General features: G+C 64.2%; 17 protein-coding genes. 10 read left to right on the top strand and 7 right to left on the bottom strand.

Translation table 11 applies throughout. The annotated features are described in order from the left end of the window. Positions 1 to 34 precede the first annotated feature (34 nt). From E4S61_RS06420 to E4S61_RS06410, 3 genes are all read left to right on the top strand, one after another. The gene (locus E4S61_RS06420; RefSeq protein WP_135303056.1) at positions 35 to 589 is read left to right on the top strand and encodes a hypothetical protein; all 555 of its coding nucleotides are present in this window, start codon (positions 35 to 37) and stop codon (positions 587 to 589) included. Positions 590 to 668: 79 nt separating this feature from the next. Further along, positions 669 to 1,562, top strand: coding sequence for a bifunctional methylenetetrahydrofolate dehydrogenase/methenyltetrahydrofolate cyclohydrolase (locus E4S61_RS06415; protein WP_135303055.1), 894 nt, complete (start codon positions 669 to 671; stop codon positions 1,560 to 1,562). After that, on the top strand, positions 1,563 to 2,042 hold the full coding sequence (locus tag E4S61_RS06410) for an NUDIX hydrolase (RefSeq protein WP_135303054.1): 480 nt from the start codon (positions 1,563 to 1,565) through the stop codon (positions 2,040 to 2,042). 20 nt (positions 2,043 to 2,062) lie between these two features. Here the strand turns inward: E4S61_RS06410 and E4S61_RS06405 are convergent, their stop codons facing one another. Further along, on the bottom strand, positions 2,063 to 3,541 hold the full coding sequence (locus E4S61_RS06405) for a sodium:solute symporter family protein (RefSeq protein WP_135303053.1): 1,479 nt from the start codon (positions 3,539 to 3,541) through the stop codon (positions 2,063 to 2,065). A 331-nt stretch (positions 3,542 to 3,872) separates the two neighbouring features. Continuing rightward, positions 3,873 to 4,586: a DUF7117 family protein gene (locus E4S61_RS06400; RefSeq protein WP_135303052.1), complete on the bottom strand. Its 714-nt coding sequence runs from the start codon at positions 4,584 to 4,586 to the stop codon at positions 3,873 to 3,875. A gap of 347 nt (positions 4,587 to 4,933) precedes the next feature. Here E4S61_RS06400 and E4S61_RS25285 point away from each other — a divergent pair, with 347 nt between their 5' ends. Next, positions 4,934 to 5,080 (top strand): hypothetical protein, encoded by a 147-nt coding sequence (locus tag E4S61_RS25285; RefSeq protein ID WP_167768427.1) that lies wholly within the window; start codon positions 4,934 to 4,936, stop codon positions 5,078 to 5,080. A gap of 257 nt (positions 5,081 to 5,337) precedes the next feature. Here the strand turns inward: E4S61_RS25285 and E4S61_RS06395 are convergent, their stop codons facing one another. Further along, the gene (locus E4S61_RS06395) at positions 5,338 to 5,625 is read right to left on the bottom strand and encodes an amphi-Trp domain-containing protein (RefSeq protein WP_135303051.1); all 288 of its coding nucleotides are present in this window, start codon (positions 5,623 to 5,625) and stop codon (positions 5,338 to 5,340) included. Between the two features lie 211 nt (positions 5,626 to 5,836). Here E4S61_RS06395 and E4S61_RS06390 point away from each other — a divergent pair, with 211 nt between their 5' ends. Then, a complete protein-coding gene (locus E4S61_RS06390) occupies positions 5,837 to 6,112 on the top strand; it encodes a helix-turn-helix transcriptional regulator (RefSeq protein ID WP_135303050.1) in 276 nt (91 codons plus the stop codon). 40 nt (positions 6,113 to 6,152) lie between these two features. Here E4S61_RS06390 and E4S61_RS06385 read toward each other — a convergent pair whose 3' ends face one another. Continuing rightward, positions 6,153 to 7,436, bottom strand: coding sequence for an AI-2E family transporter (locus tag E4S61_RS06385; RefSeq protein WP_167768426.1), 1,284 nt, complete (start codon positions 7,434 to 7,436; stop codon positions 6,153 to 6,155). An 82-nt stretch (positions 7,437 to 7,518) separates the two neighbouring features. Here E4S61_RS06385 and E4S61_RS06380 point away from each other — a divergent pair, with 82 nt between their 5' ends. Then, on the top strand, positions 7,519 to 8,781 hold the full coding sequence (locus E4S61_RS06380; RefSeq protein WP_135303048.1) for an MgtC/SapB family protein: 1,263 nt from the start codon (positions 7,519 to 7,521) through the stop codon (positions 8,779 to 8,781). Between the two features lie 15 nt (positions 8,782 to 8,796). On the opposite strand, the gene E4S61_RS06375 is transcribed toward E4S61_RS06380, so the two are convergent. Continuing rightward, positions 8,797 to 9,123 (bottom strand): hypothetical protein, encoded by a 327-nt coding sequence (locus tag E4S61_RS06375; protein ID WP_135303047.1) that lies wholly within the window; start codon positions 9,121 to 9,123, stop codon positions 8,797 to 8,799. 164 nt (positions 9,124 to 9,287) lie between these two features. Here E4S61_RS06375 and E4S61_RS06370 point away from each other — a divergent pair, with 164 nt between their 5' ends. Together E4S61_RS06370 and E4S61_RS06365 are read left to right on the top strand one after the other, a co-directional pair. After that, complete coding sequence (locus E4S61_RS06370) at positions 9,288 to 11,192, top strand: sensor histidine kinase (protein ID WP_135303046.1); 1,905 nt, start codon at positions 9,288 to 9,290, stop codon at positions 11,190 to 11,192. A 74-nt stretch (positions 11,193 to 11,266) separates the two neighbouring features. After that, positions 11,267 to 12,199 carry an HhH-GPD family protein gene (locus tag E4S61_RS06365; protein ID WP_135303045.1) on the top strand — a complete coding sequence of 311 codons (933 nt, stop codon included), beginning with the start codon at positions 11,267 to 11,269 and terminating at the stop codon, positions 12,197 to 12,199. Position 12,200: 1 nt separating this feature from the next. Here the strand turns inward: E4S61_RS06365 and E4S61_RS06360 are convergent, their stop codons facing one another. Next, complete coding sequence (locus E4S61_RS06360; protein ID WP_135303044.1) at positions 12,201 to 14,381, bottom strand: heavy metal translocating P-type ATPase; 2,181 nt, start codon at positions 14,379 to 14,381, stop codon at positions 12,201 to 12,203. A 120-nt stretch (positions 14,382 to 14,501) separates the two neighbouring features. Then, positions 14,502 to 14,930 (bottom strand): universal stress protein, encoded by a 429-nt coding sequence (locus E4S61_RS06355; protein WP_135303043.1) that lies wholly within the window; start codon positions 14,928 to 14,930, stop codon positions 14,502 to 14,504. 165 nt (positions 14,931 to 15,095) lie between these two features. On the opposite strand from E4S61_RS06355, the gene E4S61_RS06350 reads away from it, so the two are divergent. Further along, positions 15,096 to 16,850 carry an alkaline phosphatase D family protein gene (locus E4S61_RS06350; protein WP_135303042.1) on the top strand — a complete coding sequence of 585 codons (1,755 nt, stop codon included), beginning with the start codon at positions 15,096 to 15,098 and terminating at the stop codon, positions 16,848 to 16,850. A gap of 63 nt (positions 16,851 to 16,913) precedes the next feature. After that, a complete protein-coding gene (locus tag E4S61_RS06345) occupies positions 16,914 to 17,492 on the top strand; it encodes an NADPH-dependent FMN reductase (protein WP_135303041.1) in 579 nt (192 codons plus the stop codon). Positions 17,493 to 17,571 lie beyond the last annotated feature (79 nt).

Below are 17,571 nucleotides of genomic sequence, written 5' to 3'. Positions count from 1 at the left end.
GACGGTTTTTCTCCGCGCGGTGCGACGTTCGTGTATGACGCCACCGACACGTCGAGCTGTCCTTTCGAGTAGCACCGCTCTACTGGCGGGGCTCGCCGGCTGTGGTCAACCGGCCGACGCCGGCGGGACGGAACCCCCGGACGGGCGTACCGACACGACGGACGGTGGAACCGCATCGACGACACAGCGCCGGACCAGCGCGCAGCCGACGCCGGAACTCGATCTGCGAGAGGCGAACGTCGTCGGCGTCGAACTCGCCGAAACCGGTGGTAGCGAGTACCGCTTCGACGTAACTCTCTATCACGATGACGACGGCGAAGACGGCTATGCGAACTGGTGGCAGGTCGAGACACTCGCTGGGGAGCAGTTGGGCCGGCGCGAACTGCTCCACGAGCACTCGACGGATCCGTTCACTCGCTCGGAGACGATAGCGGTTCCCGGCGACGTGGACTGCGTGGTCGTCCGCGGCCACGACCAGACGCACGGCTACGGCGGGCAGGCGATGCTCGTCGCCGTCCCTGGCGGCGCGACCCGAGCGGTCCAGCAAGGCCCTGACCCGACGCAGTTCGACGACGCCGACTGTCCCTGAGACGCCGACCGTGATACCGCCCGGCGTGTCGGAGGCATCATAGTGACGCTTTTAGCCTCCGCGTGTCCCTCTCCACCTGATGACAGAGATAATCGACGGTGACGCCGTCGCTCAGTCGATTCGCGACGACCTCTCGACGGCCATCGACCAGCTAGACGCCGAGGGCGTCCAGCCCTCGCTGGCGACGGTCCTCATGAGCGACGACCCGGCCAGCGAGACGTACGTCTCGATGAAACAGGACGACTGCGCCGAGGTCGGCATCGAGGCCATCGACATCGACATCGACCCCGACGCCGACGCGAGCGAGCTGTACGACACCATCGACGACCTGAACGGCGACGAGAACGTCAACGGCATCCTCGTCCAGATGCCGGTCCCCGACCACGTCTCCGACCGCGAGGTCCTGCGGGCTATCGACCCCGAGAAGGACGTGGACGGCTTCCATCCCGAGAACGTCGGCCGTCTCGTCGCCGGAGACGCACGTTACAAACCCTGTACGCCCCACGGCATCCAGAAGCTCATCGAGTCCGCTGGCGTTGACACGGAAGGCAAGGAGGCAGTCGTCGTCGGGCGCTCGGACATCGTCGGCAAGCCGATGGCGAACCTGTTCATCCAGAAAGCGCCGGGCGGCAACGCGACGACGACGGTGTGTCACTCCCGCACCGAGGACCTCGCGGCGAAGACCCGAGAGGCGGACATTCTCGTGGCCGCCGCCGGCGTCCCCGAGATGATAGACGGCGACATGATTCAGGAGGGCGCGACGGTCATCGACGTGGGTATCAACCGCGTGGACGCCGACACGGAGAAGGGCTACGAACTCGTCGGCGACGTGGAGTACGAGAGCGCGAAGGAGCGAGCGGGCGCTATCACGCCGGTTCCCGGCGGCGTCGGCCCGATGACCCGCGCGATGTTGCTTTACAACACCGTCAAAGCGGCGGGTCTCCAGCACGGCGTCGCGGTCGACCTCCCGTAGATGCCCTCGCTCTCGGCCTTCGAGGACGACGTGTTCACTCGGCGAGTCACTCGGACGGTCGACGAGACCACGTTCGAGACGTACCACGCGCGTATCGAGAACGGACTGGAGTGGGCCGTCGGCGCGCTAATCGAAGATAGAGAGGGCCGCGTCCTGTTCGTCCGCGACGACGGTCGGTGGATGCTCCCTGGCGGCGGCGTCGAGACTGGCGAGACCCGCGAGACGGCGCTAGTCCGCGAGGTCCACGAGGAGACCGGCGTCGAGATCTCTGTGAGGGAACTGCTCGCCGTGACCGAAGTAACGCTGACGGATGACGACCGCGAGACGCAGTTTCACTTCGGCACCTATCGCGCGACGCCTGACGACACCGAACTGTCGTCTGACCCCGGTCTCGCCGACGAGGGCATCGAACGCGCCGAGTGGAGAGGAGAACTTCCGGCGGACTGTCTGGACCACGACCTCATACAGCGCGTGCGGTGAGTCCACAGGGTCGCCTGCTCTCAGTCGTCTCCCGCGACGGTCTCTTCTGCTTCCATGCGATTCATGTCCCGACTCGCGAGTTCGCGAACTCGGCCGATGTCGAAGCGTTCGCCGCCATCGTACAGCATACTCACGAGCCAGATGGTGACGATTGCCGCTATCGTCGCCGGGACCGCCGGTTCGACCTGCCCCTCGCCGAAGAACTCGGGCGACCCGAGCGCGAACTCCCAGCTGGCGAAGACGACGCCGCCGACGACGAACCCGGGCAGGCCGGCCTCCCGAACGGTCCCGTCCCAGAGCATCATCACGAGACCGGCGAAGAGGACGGACATGATGCCCATCCCGAGCGTGTTGATGGCGATTATCTGGATGCCGCTCTGGGCTATCAGCGCGGCACCGACGCCGAAGACGAGGACGGTGACCCGAGTCACCGCGACGAGGTGCTTATCGTCCAAGCTCGATTTCCCGCCGCGCAACGGAATGTAGAGGTCGTTGACGAAACTCGTCGCGCCGGCGAGCAGGAACGAGTCCGCGCCGGTGATGACCGCCGAGACGGCCGCCGCCAGCAGGAGGCCCGCGAGCACCGGCGGGAGCGTGTTCGTGATGGTCCACGCGAACGCCATCGAGGACTCGATCTGCGCGCCCTGCGCGTTGGCTATCATACCCGCGGCCGCGGTGAGCACGCCGTACCCAGTGATAATCGCGCCGGCGAGGAACGTCCCGAACATGGCGACCCGCTTACTCCGGGCGGACCACGTCCGCTGGAGCATCTGCTGTTGTGCGCCCGCGACGGTGATGTACATCAGGTACCATGTGCCGATTTGCACGAGACCAACGCCGAACCAGTTCATGTGACCCTCGGGGACGCTCCCGGCGATAGCGCCCACGCCGCCGGCGTTCGTCACCGCGATAGGCGTCGCGATGAGCATCCCGACGATGATGACCACGCCGTGTAAGGTGTCCGTATACGCGACGGTGCTCATTCCGCCGTAGGCGGTGAGACCGACGAATATCGCGACGCTCACCCAGAAGGCGACCGACAGCGAGACGTCCGTGACGACGGAAATGATCGACGCCATCCCGATAGTCTGCCCGGCGGTGAGCGCCACCTGCCCAACGACGGTGAACAGGCCGGCGAAGTACTGGGTGTACTCCCCGTAGACCCGGCCCAACAGGCCGGGGACGCTGACGACCTCGAAGGAGTACAGAAAGCCGATGAACACCGTTATCGTCATCCACGCGAGCCCCTCGGCCATGGCGTACCACTGGGCGCTAATGCCGTCGACGAACGCTCGCTGGGCGATGCCCATCGTGAGACCGCCGCCGGTGAACGTCGCGAAGTACGTCATCATGTAGACCGGGAGGCTCAGGTTCCGCCCCGCGAGCGTGAACTCCACGTACCCCTCGCCAGCGCCGCGCCCGAACCACAGACCGACGGCGAGCGTGACGAGGAAGTAGACTGTCATCGTCAGAATCAGCGGGTCGGTGATGTCTACCACAGGACACGCCTCCAGTTCGACGCTTCTGATCGGTCATCGCCCGGTTCGAAGGTCGCTGGCGAGTGTCGCCACTCGCCGGGGGAGATTGTGGTGAACATGAACGTAATTCGATGAGTAATCCGCTTCTGTCTCTGTCTCGCGGGCACGACACGACATGCGTGGAGACGTAGTTACGTTCCCGGTCTCGGAGACAAACGATTTCGCTTGCTCTTGCAAGCCAGTATTGTCATATGTTGACACGCCGAATAGCGCGTGTGCTTCGAGTCGTCGCCGGGACAAGCGACGAGTCGGGACCCGCGGAAATCGGAGTTCGGTGTCGTGAGGGGCGACGCTACGTCTCGTCCAACCCCCCGAGCCAGTTGTCAGCGGTAACATAGGCGCTCTCGTCGCCGTCGACGAACCGGCCGAGATCGCGGGCGGCGTGGAGCAGACGGTTCGCGTTCTCCGGGTCGACGTTCCCGTCTAAGGCCTCGACTCGCTTGCGGTGGTCGCGGATGCGGCCCGAGAGCTGTCGAGCCGTTTCGTCCGGGTGGTCGTCGAGGTATCTGCGCACGTCTCGTTGGTAGGCGTCGACCGCTTCGGCCACGGCGAGACCGAACGCCGTGCGAAGCTCGTCCGGGACTTCGTCGGCTCCCGGACGCTCCCCGGCGTCGGCTCCGGCGAGCAGGTCGAGGAAGTACAGTTCCGCGGCGTCATCGGAGCGCATTTTCCGCGCGATGGCAGTAGCGACGTGCTGGAGGAGACTGGCGGCGACGTACGTCTCGTCCAGGGGTTCGAGCGAACCCGCGTCGATGAATCCTCGTTTGCGCGTGTACTCCCGGCACGTCTCCGCCACGGCGCGAGCGATCTCGTCGGTCGGTTCCTCGTCCACGCGGTTTCGAATCGATGTCAGGTCCAGCGAGACCGGCGTATCGGTGTGTTCCGTGTGGTCGTCGACGCCGACGCTGTGGACGCTGCCACACTCCGGGCACTCGACGCTCCCGGTGTCGTAGTACGACCACCGAGTCCCACAGGACTGACACTCGCGGTCCCCTCGAATCTTCATATCTCCACCTCTGCTCGCCGGCCTCAAGTTTGTTCCGTGGAGGAGTAGCGAGAGCCTGACCGAAGGGAAGGGTCTCGAAGAAGCACAGCGGCGAACGTAGTGAGCCGCGAGCAGTAGCGAGGGTCCGAGCCTTGGGAGGACCCTCGGCGGAACGGGGAGGAACGACCCGTGGAGCAGTAGCGAGGGGCGCAAGCGAAGCGCGCGGCCCTCGAGCGACGCGGTGAGTGGTAGCGGGGGTCCGAGCCCTGCGAGGTCCCTCGGCGGAGCGGGGAGGAACGACCCGCGGAGCAGTAGCTCTCGTTCTGACAAGCGGAAGAATCTCGAATTGCGAGCGACAACGTCCGCGTATGCGTTCGGAATCCGAGGTCCGCGAGCAGTACGAGTTCCTGACCGAACAGCTAGAGAGCGAGGAGATGTCCCACGAGCGCGTCCGAATGATGTTTACCCACTACAAGCGGGCGCTGGGGTGGGTACTCGAAGAAGAGCATATATAGGGCTTATATTTCAGACGGCTCCCATTCGATAACTAATACCAGTCGTGGCGTGCCGGTACTTTTAAGTTCACTACCCTCCTTCTGTCAAGTGACGCTTCGCTTGGAGGGCCGAAGCGTCAGCGGGGACCAATTCAGGGCGGCAAGCGGTCGCGTTTTTCGCGACCGCTTTCCACTTACTTCGCTACACTATACGACGCAGACACTTCTTTGGTGGTCATTCCCTGCGATTTCGACACTGACGAGTGCCGAGAGCGGCGTCACTCGATCTGCAAGTCGCCGTCCGCGGACCCACCCTCGGAAGCGTTCTCAGGCCACTCCAGTTCGACTTCGATGCTCAGTTCGCCGTCGCCGTCGGTCGGTCCCTCGCGCTCTGCTTTGACCTCGAACTCCACCGTCTCTGGCGGGTCGAGGGTGACGGACTGATCGCCCGCGCGCAGCGTTACGTCCGACCCGGATTCGAGCGAGTCGGCCAGCGAACGGAGGTAGTCGGCGACGGCGGTGCGCCCGAGCGGTTGTTCTGTCTCGAACAGCGTCTCTTCTGGCATACCACCCCTTGGCGTCGTCGCTAAATAATATCATCGGCATCACCTTTCCCAGAATGATGAAATGCTGACTCGAATTTTCGGTGTGGTAATTCGGCGCAATTCGTCTTGATGCTACCAGAAAGCGGGTTCAATGCGAGTGTGAGAAACGCGAAACTCTCCGATTCGACATATTTAAACGATTTAGACACGAATACTAGTTTAGACCAGAGCGATGCACGACTTGACCGGATTCCAGCGCGACCTCCTCTACGTCATCTCGGGTCTGGAGGAGCCACACGGGCTGGCGATAAAGGAGGAACTGGAGGAGTACTATGAGAAGGAGATCCACCATGGCCGGCTGTACCCGAATCTCGATACGCTCGTCGATAAGGGGCTCGTCGAGAAGGGCCAACGGGACCGGCGGACGAACTTCTATACGCTCACACGACGTGGCCGCCGCGAGATCGAAGCCCGGCAAGACTGGGAGACGCAGTATCTCGACGAGTGAGACGGCCCGACGTCGGTCGGTGCTAACTCCCTGAGCCGACTCAGCTAGCCCCAGGGTCGTCTGGCGTCGTCGATCTCGTGGTACCTGCCGGTGGATACTCCGCTGTCGGTTGGTCCTCGGTACCCTGTCTATCGATATCGTCCTCTCTTTCGGTTTCGCTCGCTTCGCCTTCTCGTGGGTCGTCGACGAGGTTCGTCGGATCGACCACTCGCGGCTGTATCGCTTTGCCCTCGACGAGTTCCGGGAGGACGAACCGGGCGAAGTGGACGACAAGTACCAGCAACATCGGCGCGAGGAAGATGCCGGGCCAGCCGAAGAGAAACGGCCCGAGGATGTACGCGAACATCAACATCCCCGTATGGAGACCGGGCGCTGGGTCTCGGTCGCCCGTGGCCCGCCCAAACCGACCGACGGAGAAGGAGACGCCGCTTGAGACGTACGGGCGGACCAGTACGTCCGGGATGGTATCGACGACGACGAATGCGACGGCGACGAAGAGCGCGACGAACCACCAGCCGTCGCTGGCGAAAAACGCTTGCGCCGAGAGGTACGTCCCCAATGGAACGTAAACGAGTTTCATGCCGACGATGGGGACGAGGCTCGCCGCCCCGGCCAGCAGTCCAGTCAGAGCGGGATACGGCACGGCGTGGCCGGCCGGCGCGACCATATCGACGAGGCTGAACGAGATGGCCCCGATCGCGCCGGTGACGATCGCGTTGAGGATGTTGCCGTAGAACACCTTGTGGAAGCTCCGGTCGACCTCGTGGAAGTAGCAGTCCAAGACCCCACGGTGGTCGAGAAAGTTCTTCGCCCACTCGGCCAGTCGCGGTCCGTCTCGGAGGAGGTAGAACGCGAAGGCGAACATGACGAAGACGTGGACGAGACCGGTGCCGATGAACCCGACGTAGTCGAGGAACTGCGTGAGCGTCTCGAAGAGGGTGTCGGTTCCGGCATCGGTCAGGAGTGCTTGGGGATTCTGGACGACGTCGGAGATGTCTAGATACGGTTCGACGACGGCGGCGTAGGGGCCGAGATCGGCGGTCGCGGCGAACCGTTCGAACTCCTGGAGGGCGATCGCGAGCGTGTAGTAGAGCAGGCCGAGGACGGGCAGCGCGAGTAAGAACAACGAGAGCAGCGCTGAGAGCGTTCGTTGGCGGAGACGGCGGTACACCCGGCGGTACAGCGGTCGCGTCGCGTAGTACAGAAAGATCCCGAAGACGAACGTTCCGATGAAGGTGTAGAGGACGAACAGGAGCGTCGCCGCGAGGAGGGCGCCGAATCCGATCCAGAAGGCGCGTGGCCAGTCCACGTCGCGCGGTACCATACGTTTCGATTTCACAGCATCCGGTAAAAAGGTATGCGCTCGCTGGCCGTAGTATTTTACTGTCCGACCGAGTACACGGACTGTGACTTTGATACAGTTGGCCTCCTCGCCGGGGTACGACGTCATCCTCAACATCCTGTTGGCCGGTGCGCTCGGGATGTTCCTCGGCTTGGAACGTGAGTGGTCCCAGAAGTCGGCTGGAATCCGGACGTTCGCGCTCATCAGTCTCTTAGCGGCGGTGTTTACGCTGACGGAGAACAGCACGCTCCTCATCGTCGGCGGTATTCTCGTCATCACGCAGGGGGTGTTACTGGCGATACAGGGACTCATGGCGGACGAAGATCGCCTCTCGCTGACCACCTCCGTCTCGATGCTGGTCGCCTACGGGGTCGGCTCGCTCGCCGCGTCTGGAGCGAGGCTCGAAGCGGTGACCGTGGCCGTCATCTCCTCGCTACTGCTCGTCCTCAAGCGAGAACTCCACAGTTTCGCATGGGGGCTCTCACGGGAGGAGGTGCGGTCGGCGACGGAGTTCGCCATCATCGCCTTCGTCGTCTATCCGCTGTTGCCACCCGATCCGGTGTCGGTGCCGAGAATCGACGTCACGCTGGAACTGCGCACCATCTGGTTGATGGTCGTCTTCGTCGCAGGCATCGGCATCCTCAACTACGCCGTCGTCCAGAGCTACGGCGGCCGTGGGATCGCCATCACTGGCTTTTTCGGCGGATTGGCCTCTTCGACGGCCGTGGTCGGCACGATGATGGACCACGTCAAACAGCGCCCCGAAGCCAGTTCCTACGCGGTCGCGGCCATCTTACTCGCCGACGCCGCGATGGCGCTTCGAAACCTCCTCATCACCGTCCTGTTCACTATCAATCAAGGCGTGCTGGTGGAGGCAGTCGTCCCGCTCGGGGCGGTCATCGTCGGGAGCGTCGTGGTCGCGGCCTACACGGCCGACTGGTCCGAATCCATCGAGATGGACCTCGATAGCCCGTTCTCGATGCAGAACGCGCTGACGTTCGGTGGGGTGTTTCTGCTGGTCGTCGTGGCAGGTGGCGTCGCCAGCGCGCGGTTCGGGACGGCGGGGCTCTACGTCACGTCGGCGATAAGCGGCCTCGTCTCCAGCGCGGGCGCGACCACGTCGGCGGTGTTGCTCTACCGGAGCGGCACTATCCAGAGCGAGCAGACGGCCATGATCGCGATTCTCATCGCGACGGCGTCCAGTATCGTCGTCAAGGCGGCGCTCACCGCGCCGAGTCCGAACCGGCGGTTCGCCACGCAGGTCGCAATCTGGAGTTCAGTCGTCCTCGGCGGCGCGAGCCTGATGGCCGTCGCGTTACTGATGTAAACCGACGGGCGGCTTTCAGAACTGGTAGCGTCGGTCGTCTTTGTCCTGTTGCTGGGGGAACTGACCCCCCGTCATCTCGTCGAAGGTCATCCCCGAGAGGAACTCGTCGTAGGTGCAGTCGTAGCCCGAGCGGAGGTGGAAATCCAGTGTCCCGCGCTCGACCGTCGCCTGAAAGAAGTCGTGGATGGCGCGGCGGACGAGTTCGTCGGCGTCCTCGGGGTCGAGCGCGACCGAGAGCATCGCCAGTTCGTTGCGCGTCTCCCGGTCGAGGTCCACGGAGAGATTCTCGCCGAAGTCGGCGTACTCGCCTTCGATGTCGTCTTGCAGGTCGTCGAGACTCATGTCTCACGGGTAGTGGAGGCCGGGGAAACGCTTTGCGACTCGGCGACCGAGCCGCCGGCTGACGGGGCGACTACCGTTGCCAGCAGTATAACAAATTTTATACTTGTTACGGGGTGACACTCTGAGAGAGTGGCGGCTCGACGTACTGGGGACACTGACGACAGATGACCGGAGACGACGACAGCGCTCGCTCGCAGGACCGGACGGTGGGTGGTTCGGCCGGCCGGACGAGCGAGGCGGAACACGAGCGGACACTTCGCGGCCGATTCCGGCGCGTAGTGCCGTCCGTCGTCCGACGAAACTACGCCGCTAGACTAGTGGTGACTCTCGCCGTCGTCGCCCTGCTCATCAGCGGCGCTGTTTTAGCGGGCTACGTCCAGGTTCGGCACGCCATCGAGGACGACCGGACCGAGATGCTGACCGAGACGGCGACGCTCCGCGCGTCGTCGCTCAGCGAGTGGCAGTCGGGTATTCGAGCGCAGACACGATCCTTTTCCAGTACGCTAGCGCTCACCGCCAACGAGACGAGCGTCCAGCAGTCGCTCGGGCGGTTCGCGTCGACCTCGTCGGCAAATGTGGTAGAGATTCACTATGTCGATGTCTCGGGGGCACAAGCGGTGGTCACGGCCAGCACCGAGCAGTCCGGGTCCGAACGGTCGGTCGCGTCGATGCAACCCGCGTGGCGGCCCGCCGTTCGTGAGGCGTCGGACTCGACCGATCCGACGGCAGTTGTGCCGTCGGTTGCCTACGAGCGAGACGGGCAGCAGGCGATGGCATTCGCCAGCCCGGTCGCCGACCGCGACGCCGTCTTGCTGGTTGTCGGAACGGTAGACGGTCGACAGCTCGATGGCGGTGCGATGGGAACCACGGCGGTCCTCGACGAGGTGGGCAACCCCGTGTTCCCGACGGCGGCGAGAAACACCGAGCGGCACGCCGCACACGCGGGATTCGAGACGGCCAGAGACGGCGCGACCGCGACCAGCGAGTCGGACGAAGAGATGCTCGCGTACGCGCCGGTCGACGGGACGCCGTGGGTCGTCGTGACCGCCGCCGACCGGATAACGCTCTTCCGTCCGTCGCGGGTGGTCGGTCGCGCCGCTGCTATCGTGGCCGTACTCACGGTCCTCTCGATCAGTGTGACGGCACTCGTCATCTCCCGGGAGACGGTGGTCCCGCTCGTCCGACTCCGAAAGCGCATCGAATCGATAGAGGACGGCCACCTCGGGGTGCCTCTCTCGACGAACCGCGAGGACGAGATCGGTCAGCTCTACGACGCCGTGGCCGACGCGCGTGACGCTCTCGGCGAGCAGATACGGCAGGCCCACGAGGCCCGGGAGATGGCGGAACAGTCCAAACAGGAACTGAAGCGACAGAACAGCCGCCTCGACCAGTTCGCGTCGACGCTGTCACACGACCTCCGAAACCCACTGACGGTCGCACGCGGCCACCTCGAACTGCTCTCGGCGCAACTGGCGGCCCTCGACGAGGAGACGGATACGGCGGAGTTACAGACCCACGTCGAGAAAGTCGAGGTTTCGCACGACCGCATCGAATCCATCATCGACGACGTGCTCACGCTGACGCGGGAGGGGGAGAGCATCGAACAGACGGAAGAAATCTCCCTCGACGCTGTGGTCCGCGACGCGTGGACGAACGTAGACAGCAAGGGCGCTACTCTCGAAATATCCGGAAACCGTTCCATCCGCGCCGACCGTTCGCGCCTCCTCCGCGGGCTGGAGAATCTGTTTCGCAACGCCATCGACCACGTGGGCGAGGACGTTACCGTCACGGTCGGGTTGCTTTCGGACGGTTTCTACGTCGCCGACGACGGGCCGGGCATCCCCGAGTCGGAGGTAGACGACATCTTCGAGTACGGCCACACGACCAGCGAGGATGGGACCGGGTTGGGGCTGTCCATCGTCAAGACTATCGCCGAGGCCCACGGCTGGCGACTCTACGTCGACAGCACGTACGAGGACGGTGCGATGTTCGTCTTCTCGGACGTGACGAGCGGCGACGAACTCGACTGGTCGGACAGCGAGTTCGAGTGGGTCGACGTAGAGGACTGAGTTCGACGATGGGACAGCCGCCACAGTGACAGCAACCGCTACACACAAACCGCGACGATTCTAACGGCGGGCCAATGAGTGAGCAGTCGGCGATGGCGGACCTCCCCGGCGACGTGTCCGCGGACCCGTCCCCGGTGCAGCGGGCGCTGATCGAGTGGTACGAGGCCGATCACCGAGCGTACCCGTGGCGACAGACCGACGACCCCTACGCGATCCTCGTCTCGGAAATTATGAGTCAGCAGACGCAACTGGACCGCGTTGTCAGCGCGTGGGAGGACTTCCTCGACCGCTGGCCGACCGTGGCCGATCTGGCGGCGGCCGACCGGAGCGACGTGGTCGGCTTCTGGACCGACCACTCGCTGGGGTACAACAACCGCGCGAAATACCTCCACGAGGCCGCGAGACAGATACGCGACGACCACAGCGGCGAGTGGCCACGGGACCCCGACGGCCTCTCGGAGTTGATGGGCGTCGGCCCCTACACCGCCAACGCCGTCGCTTCCTTCGCGTTCAACAACGGAAACGCCGTCGTCGACACTAACGTCAAGCGGGTGCTGTACCGCGCGTTCGACGTCCCCGACGAGGACGACGCCTTCGAGGAAGTCGCGCAGGCGCTCATGCCCGAAGGCGAATCCCGCGTCTGGAACAACGCCATCATGGAACTCGGCGGGGTCGCCTGCGAAAAGACGCCCGACTGCGACGGCGCGGGGTGCCCGTGGCGCGAGTGGTGTTCGGCGTACGCGACCGGGGACTTCACCGCGCCGGACGTGCCGACCCAACCCGCATTCGAGGGGAGTCGGCGGCAGTTTCGTGGGCGAATTGTTCGACTTCTCGGTGAACACGACAAGATGGACCTAGACACGCTTGGACATCGGATTCGAGTTGACTACACACCCGACGGTGAGCACGGGCGAGAGTGGCTTCGTGATCTCCTTTCGGACCTCGCTGACGACGGTCTCGTCCAGATCGAGGAACGGAACGGTCAAACGACTGCTCGACTCCGGTAACTCACTCCCGATAACCGAGCAACCGAAGGCCGTTCAGCGAAACGAGGACGGTCGACCCCTCGTGACCAACCACTGCGAGCGGAAGCGGGATGCCTCGGAGGAGGATCGTGCCGACCATGAGTGCAATCGCGCCGAACGCGATGGCGAGATTGATTGTGAGCGTCCGGCGGGTCTTGCGTCCGAGGCCGAGAACGTAGGGTATCTTGCTGAGGTTGTCACCCATCAGTACCACGTCGGCAGTATCGAGGGCGACATCGGTCCCCGCGCCGCCCATCGCGATGCCGAGGGTCGCTGTGGCGAGGGCTGGCGCGTCGTTGACGCCGTCGCCGACCATCGCCACGTTCTCGTGTCGTTCGACCAGTTCTTCGATGGTCGCTACTTTCTCCTCCGGCAGGAGTTCCGCCTGGACTTCGTCGATGCCAACCTCGTCGGCGATCCGCTGGGCGACACGCTCGTTGTCGCCTGTCAGCATCACTATGTGCTCAACCCCGAGCGAGCGGAGGTCGTCGATCATCTCGGCCGCGTCAGGGCGAACGGTATCGGTGAAGGCGAGCCACCCCAAGACGCTGACTTCGCCGTGACGCTCTCTGGCGACGAGGACGCTCGTTTTCCCCTCTGCCTCTACGGTTTGGAGGCGATCAAGGCCTGATTCGAGCCCATCTATTGCTGCGTCTCCGAGAACGGTCTCGAAGTAACTTCGATTCCCGATATGGATCGTGCTGCCGTCGACGTTTGCTTTGACCCCTTTCCCGGCGACTGATTGAAACCGCTCCGCGTCGGGGACATCGAGTGCCTGGGATTCTGCCGCCGTCACGGTCGCACGAGCGAGGTGGTGCTCCGAGCGGGCCTGTACTGCGGCCGCGGTGGAGAGTAGCGTGTCCTCGGTCAGTGTCGGGTCCGCCGTCCCGTCGCGAACGAATACGTCGGTCAACTGCGTATCGCCCTGTGTGAGTGTGCCAGTCTTGTCGAAGGCGACCGCGTCGATGCGTGCTGCGGTCTCGACGTGTTCTCCGCCCTTGAATAGGACGCCCTGTCGGCCACCAGAGGCGATTGCGGATAGGACTGCGGCCGGCGTTGAGATGATGACGGCACACGGCGAGGCGGCGACCATGAGCGTCATCGCGCGGTAGAACGTCCCCGTGAACTCGCTCCCGAGCGCGAGCGGAACTGCGATAGCTGCAATTGTGATTGCGAACACGCCGAGGACGTACGGTTGTTCAAGACGGTCGATGAGTCGCTGAGTCGGGGCTTTCTCACTCTGGGCTCGTTCGACCATGTGGATGAGGCGGCTGATCGCCGATTCGTGAGCCTGGCGAGTGACTTCGATTTCGAGGCTTCCGCTCTCGTTGATTGTCCCGCCGAACACCTCGTCGCCGGGTTCCTTCGGTACGGGGACTGACTCGCCGGTCAGCGACGCTTGATCAACCGTTCCCTCTCCGGACGTAACGATGCCGTCAAGCGGGATTTTGTCGCCAGGACGGACGACGAACACGTCACCGACGGCGATGTCGTCGATAGAAACGGTAACTTCCTCGCCGTCGCGCAGGACCTGCGCTTCGTCCGGTCGCATCTCGACGAGCGACTTGATCGCCCGGCGCGAGCGACCGATAGCGTAGTGTTGGAGTGTGTTCGACAGCGAGAACAGGAAGAGGAGCATCGCCCCCTCGAACGGGGCCCCAATCGAGAGCGCGCCGAGCGCAGCGACGATCATCAACAGGTCGATATCGACCGCGTGGTGGCGGAGTGTCTGAATAGCCCCCTTGAGCCCGTACCACCCGCCGAAGACGTACGCCACGCCGTAGCCGACCCACATGAGGAGTGGCGGGCCATCGAGCCACCCTGTCGCCAAGCCGGTCACCATGCCGACCAGCGTCAGACCGACGAACACGGCTTCCCGTCTGAGCTCCGAGCGAGAAGTCGCCTCGTCGGGTGCCGTCTCGGGCTCGTCTTGGATCGAGACGTCCCGGTCGCGGACTGCTTCTCGAAGTTGTTCCGCTGAGGTGACGCGCTTGTCGTAGGTGATCCGAACGCTCCCCGTTCGGAACGAAACGTCGGCGTCGTGGACACCGGGTGTGTTCCGGAGGTGTCGTTCGAGTGCTCGCGCCCCCGCTTCGCCACGACCGCCTCGTCGTTCGATATGGACAGTACACGTCGATAGCGGGGGTGATTCAGTAACGGTCACTCGGTCTCTCCATACAATTGGTGTTGATTTTGCATCGCCGGTATTTCACTGGGACCTCGTCTGACCGCATGCGGGCTTTTAGCACGCTGGAACGACCTTCTGTCCTGCTGGCCGAACAACTCAGCTGATGACCGTCACCGGGAGCCGTGCGCGGCGGGTGACTGTCTCAGCGACGCTCCCGAGGAACGCCCGGTCGATTCCTGAGCGGCCGTGGCTGCCCATGACGATCTGGTCGACGTCGTGGTCGGAAGCGTATTCGAGGATTTCTCGTGCCGGTTTGCCGACTTCCGTGACGGTCTCGAGTTCGGTATTCTGTTCCGCCGCGAGCTCCGTGGCTGTCGTGTGGATTCTGGTTGCTTCTTCTTTCGCATTCTCGTACCAGTCTTCGGCGACTGGTAAGCCGCCAGCCTCTACATCGATGACCGAATAGATCGGATTAATGACGTAAATCGATGTGATGGATGCGTCCGGGAAGGTCTCGATAGCGTACGTGAGCGCACGTTCGGAAAGCGGAGAGCCGTCGAAGGCGACGAGAACGGTAGAAGGCATACTGAGATAGTTCGTGTTGAACTGAAATGAACGTACTGCCCCGTGGATAGTGCGACGATTCGTGGAGTGGGGCGGTCAGAGGAGTCGGGTTAGGGATATCGATCGATTCCGGTGGTGGACTCGCCGCCGAAACCGGGATATCGGCTCGCTATCATAGGACGGTGTATGTCGGGCGAGATTGGGCTGGACGGGCGAGACGAGCCGTCGCGGACAGCGGACGACCACGTCGAACTACTCTCCGAACTGGATTCGCACGACCTCGCGCTGGCGATGGACCTCGTCGAGGCGGGCGACGCCGATGTCTTCGATATCGACGGCGAGGGCGACCCGGACGCCGTGTTCCCGCAGTCGGTCGCCAGCGGCGGGCCGACGCCGAGCGGCGTCATCCTCTGGACGCGCATCGACCCCGAGCGGTTCGACCCGGAGACGCCACTGGGCGTGCAGGTGGCGACGGACGAGGCGTTTGGGGACGTGGTCTACGACGGCGTGGTGACCGACGGCGAGCGGATCGCCGCCCACGACTATACGGTGAAAGTGGACGTGGACGGCCGCCTCGACCCTGATACGGAGTACTGTTATCGGTTCGTCTACGACGGCATCACCTCCCGGACCGGGCGCTGCCAGACGCTGCCGCGCCCTGCGGACTCCCCCGACTCGCTTCGACTGGCCGTCCTCGCCTGCCAGAACTACCTCAACGGTTACTTCCCCGCGTTGGGCCACGTCGCCGAGGAGGACGTGGACTTCATCGTCCATCTGGGCGATTTTATCTACGAGTCCAGCGACGGCCACTTCAAGGGCCTCGGCTCCTACGAGTACGAGGGCCGAGAGCTATCGCTGCCGAGCGGCTACGATCGCGTGCGTAATCTCGACGACTACCGCTACCTTCACCGGACCTACCGTTCTGACCGCTTCCTCCAGCGAGCACTGGAGTCACACACGCTCATCGCCGGCTGGGACGACCACGAGATGGTCAACGACGTCTACTGGGACAGTCGGGCAGACGCGCCCGCGGGCGACCACCCGCGCGGCGACGACCCGGCGTTCATGACCGAGCTCGTCGCCGACGCGATGCACGCGTGGTGGGAGTACATGCCTGCACGCGTCGAGTACGACCCCAACGGCGAGTCCCTCCAGGAGCGGTTCGTCCTCTGGCGCTCGCTGGACTTCGGCGATCTCGTCTCGCTGTCGCTGACCGACGAGCGCCTCTTTCGGGACCCGCCGAGGGAGGCGATTCCGACGCCCGACAACGTCGGTCCCCACCGCGAACCGCCGGGGCGGACGATGCTCGGTGAGGAGCAACGCGAGTGGCTTATCGACACCATCGCCAACTCGGAAGCTCAGTGGACGGTGTGGGCCGACGAGGTGCTGACCATCCCGTTCCGACTCGGTTCCGGGCCGCTGTCGGTGTACCCCGTACAGGGCGGGTGGGACGGCTACACACGCGAGCGCCTCCAGGTGGTCGAAGCCATCGCCGCCGCCGACGTGGAGAACTTCGTGACGCTGACCGGCGACATGCACTGTTACGTCGCCGGCTACCAGCAGACCTCCTATCCCGGCCGCGTCACCGGCGGTGAGGGGGTCGCACAGGGCGAGCGCATCGGCGTCGAGTTCATGACGCCCGCCGTCACGTCGCTCAACGCGGCCGAGGCGTTGCATCTCACCCGTGGGCTCCGCGGGAAACTGACAGAACCGCTCCTCAGCAAACTCGTCACCGCGATGAACCCGCACCTGGAGTTCTTCGACAGCCACAACTGGGGCTACTCCGTCGTGGAGTTCACCCGCGAGGAGTGTACGTACGTCGGCTACAGCGTGGACAAGACCGTCGATTCGATGGACGGCGACCGCTCGGTGGTCGTCGCCTACCGCGTCCCCGACGGCGTCGTCAACCTCGTCGACGTGACCGACGAGTACCAGACGTAGCGGTGACCCGAACGAACCACGCTTTCGCCGCCTCTTTTAATCTGTCCGGCCCTGAGCTAACGCATGTCCAGACCGCACGTCGTCGGCATCGCTGGGAGCCTCCGCGACGAGAGTTACACACGCGTCGCCGTCGAACGCGCCCTCGCCGAGGCCGAAGCGGCCGGAGGGACGACCGAACTGCTCGACCTCCGTGAGTTCGACCTCCCGGTCTTCGACGCCGACGCCCGTGAAGCGGGCGACGCGACTCGATTGACCGACGCCGTCTCGGAGGCCGACGCGATCCTCCTCGGCACGCCGGTGTATCACGGGTCGTTCTCCGCGCCGCTGAAGAACGCGCTCGACTACTGCGGGTTCGACGAGTTCGAGCACAAGACCGTCGGACTGCTCGCCGTCGCCGGCGGCAGTTTCCCCATCACGGCGCTCGAACACCTCCGCTCGGTCTGCCGGGCGCTGAACTCGTGGGTCATCCCCCACCAGGCGGCTATCCCGCGAGCCAGAAACGCCGTCGAAGCGGGCGAAATCACCGACCCGGACATCGACGAACGAGTCGCCAGACTCGGCGAGGAGGCGGTCCAGTACGCCAACATCGAACCGGACCCGCCGTGTTTCGAAAGCACGGAGAACGTCGGCGCGGACGATTAGCCGCGAAGGCCGCGCCAGCGTGCCTGAGCCGTGAGCGGCCGGGTCGAAGGTGCAGACGATTGAGTACGAGAGCCGCGGT

Source organism: Haloarcula amylovorans (assembly GCF_004681185.1).
Classification (GTDB): Archaea; Halobacteriota; Halobacteria; order Halobacteriales; family Haloarculaceae; genus Haloarcula; species Haloarcula amylovorans.
Note: the sequence above shows the minus strand (reverse complement) of the source record. Positions and strands in the feature narration are given on the sequence as shown.

Excerpts from the sequence above, each read along its gene's own strand:
- E4S61_RS06420 (WP_135303056.1), top strand. The coding sequence starts at position 35 with ATGACGCCACCGACACGTCGAGCTGTCCTTTCGAGTAGCACCGCTCTA.
- E4S61_RS06415 (WP_135303055.1), top strand. The coding sequence starts at position 669 with ATGACAGAGATAATCGACGGTGACGCCGTCGCTCAGTCGATTCGCGAC.
- E4S61_RS06410 (WP_135303054.1), top strand. The coding sequence starts at position 1,563 with ATGCCCTCGCTCTCGGCCTTCGAGGACGACGTGTTCACTCGGCGAGTC.
- E4S61_RS06400 (WP_135303052.1), bottom strand. The coding sequence starts at position 4,586 with ATGAAGATTCGAGGGGACCGCGAGTGTCAGTCCTGTGGGACTCGGTGG.
- E4S61_RS25285 (WP_167768427.1), top strand. The coding sequence starts at position 4,934 with ATGCGTTCGGAATCCGAGGTCCGCGAGCAGTACGAGTTCCTGACCGAA.
- E4S61_RS06395 (WP_135303051.1), bottom strand. The coding sequence starts at position 5,625 with ATGCCAGAAGAGACGCTGTTCGAGACAGAACAACCGCTCGGGCGCACC.
- E4S61_RS06390 (WP_135303050.1), top strand. The coding sequence starts at position 5,837 with ATGCACGACTTGACCGGATTCCAGCGCGACCTCCTCTACGTCATCTCG.
- E4S61_RS06385 (WP_167768426.1), bottom strand. The coding sequence starts at position 7,436 with ATGGTACCGCGCGACGTGGACTGGCCACGCGCCTTCTGGATCGGATTC.
- E4S61_RS06375 (WP_135303047.1), bottom strand. The coding sequence starts at position 9,123 with ATGAGTCTCGACGACCTGCAAGACGACATCGAAGGCGAGTACGCCGAC.
- E4S61_RS06370 (WP_135303046.1), top strand. The coding sequence starts at position 9,288 with ATGACCGGAGACGACGACAGCGCTCGCTCGCAGGACCGGACGGTGGGT.
- E4S61_RS06365 (WP_135303045.1), top strand. The coding sequence starts at position 11,267 with ATGAGTGAGCAGTCGGCGATGGCGGACCTCCCCGGCGACGTGTCCGCG.
- E4S61_RS06355 (WP_135303043.1), bottom strand. The coding sequence starts at position 14,930 with ATGCCTTCTACCGTTCTCGTCGCCTTCGACGGCTCTCCGCTTTCCGAA.
- E4S61_RS06350 (WP_135303042.1), top strand. The coding sequence starts at position 15,096 with ATGTCGGGCGAGATTGGGCTGGACGGGCGAGACGAGCCGTCGCGGACA.
- E4S61_RS06345 (WP_135303041.1), top strand. The coding sequence starts at position 16,914 with ATGTCCAGACCGCACGTCGTCGGCATCGCTGGGAGCCTCCGCGACGAG.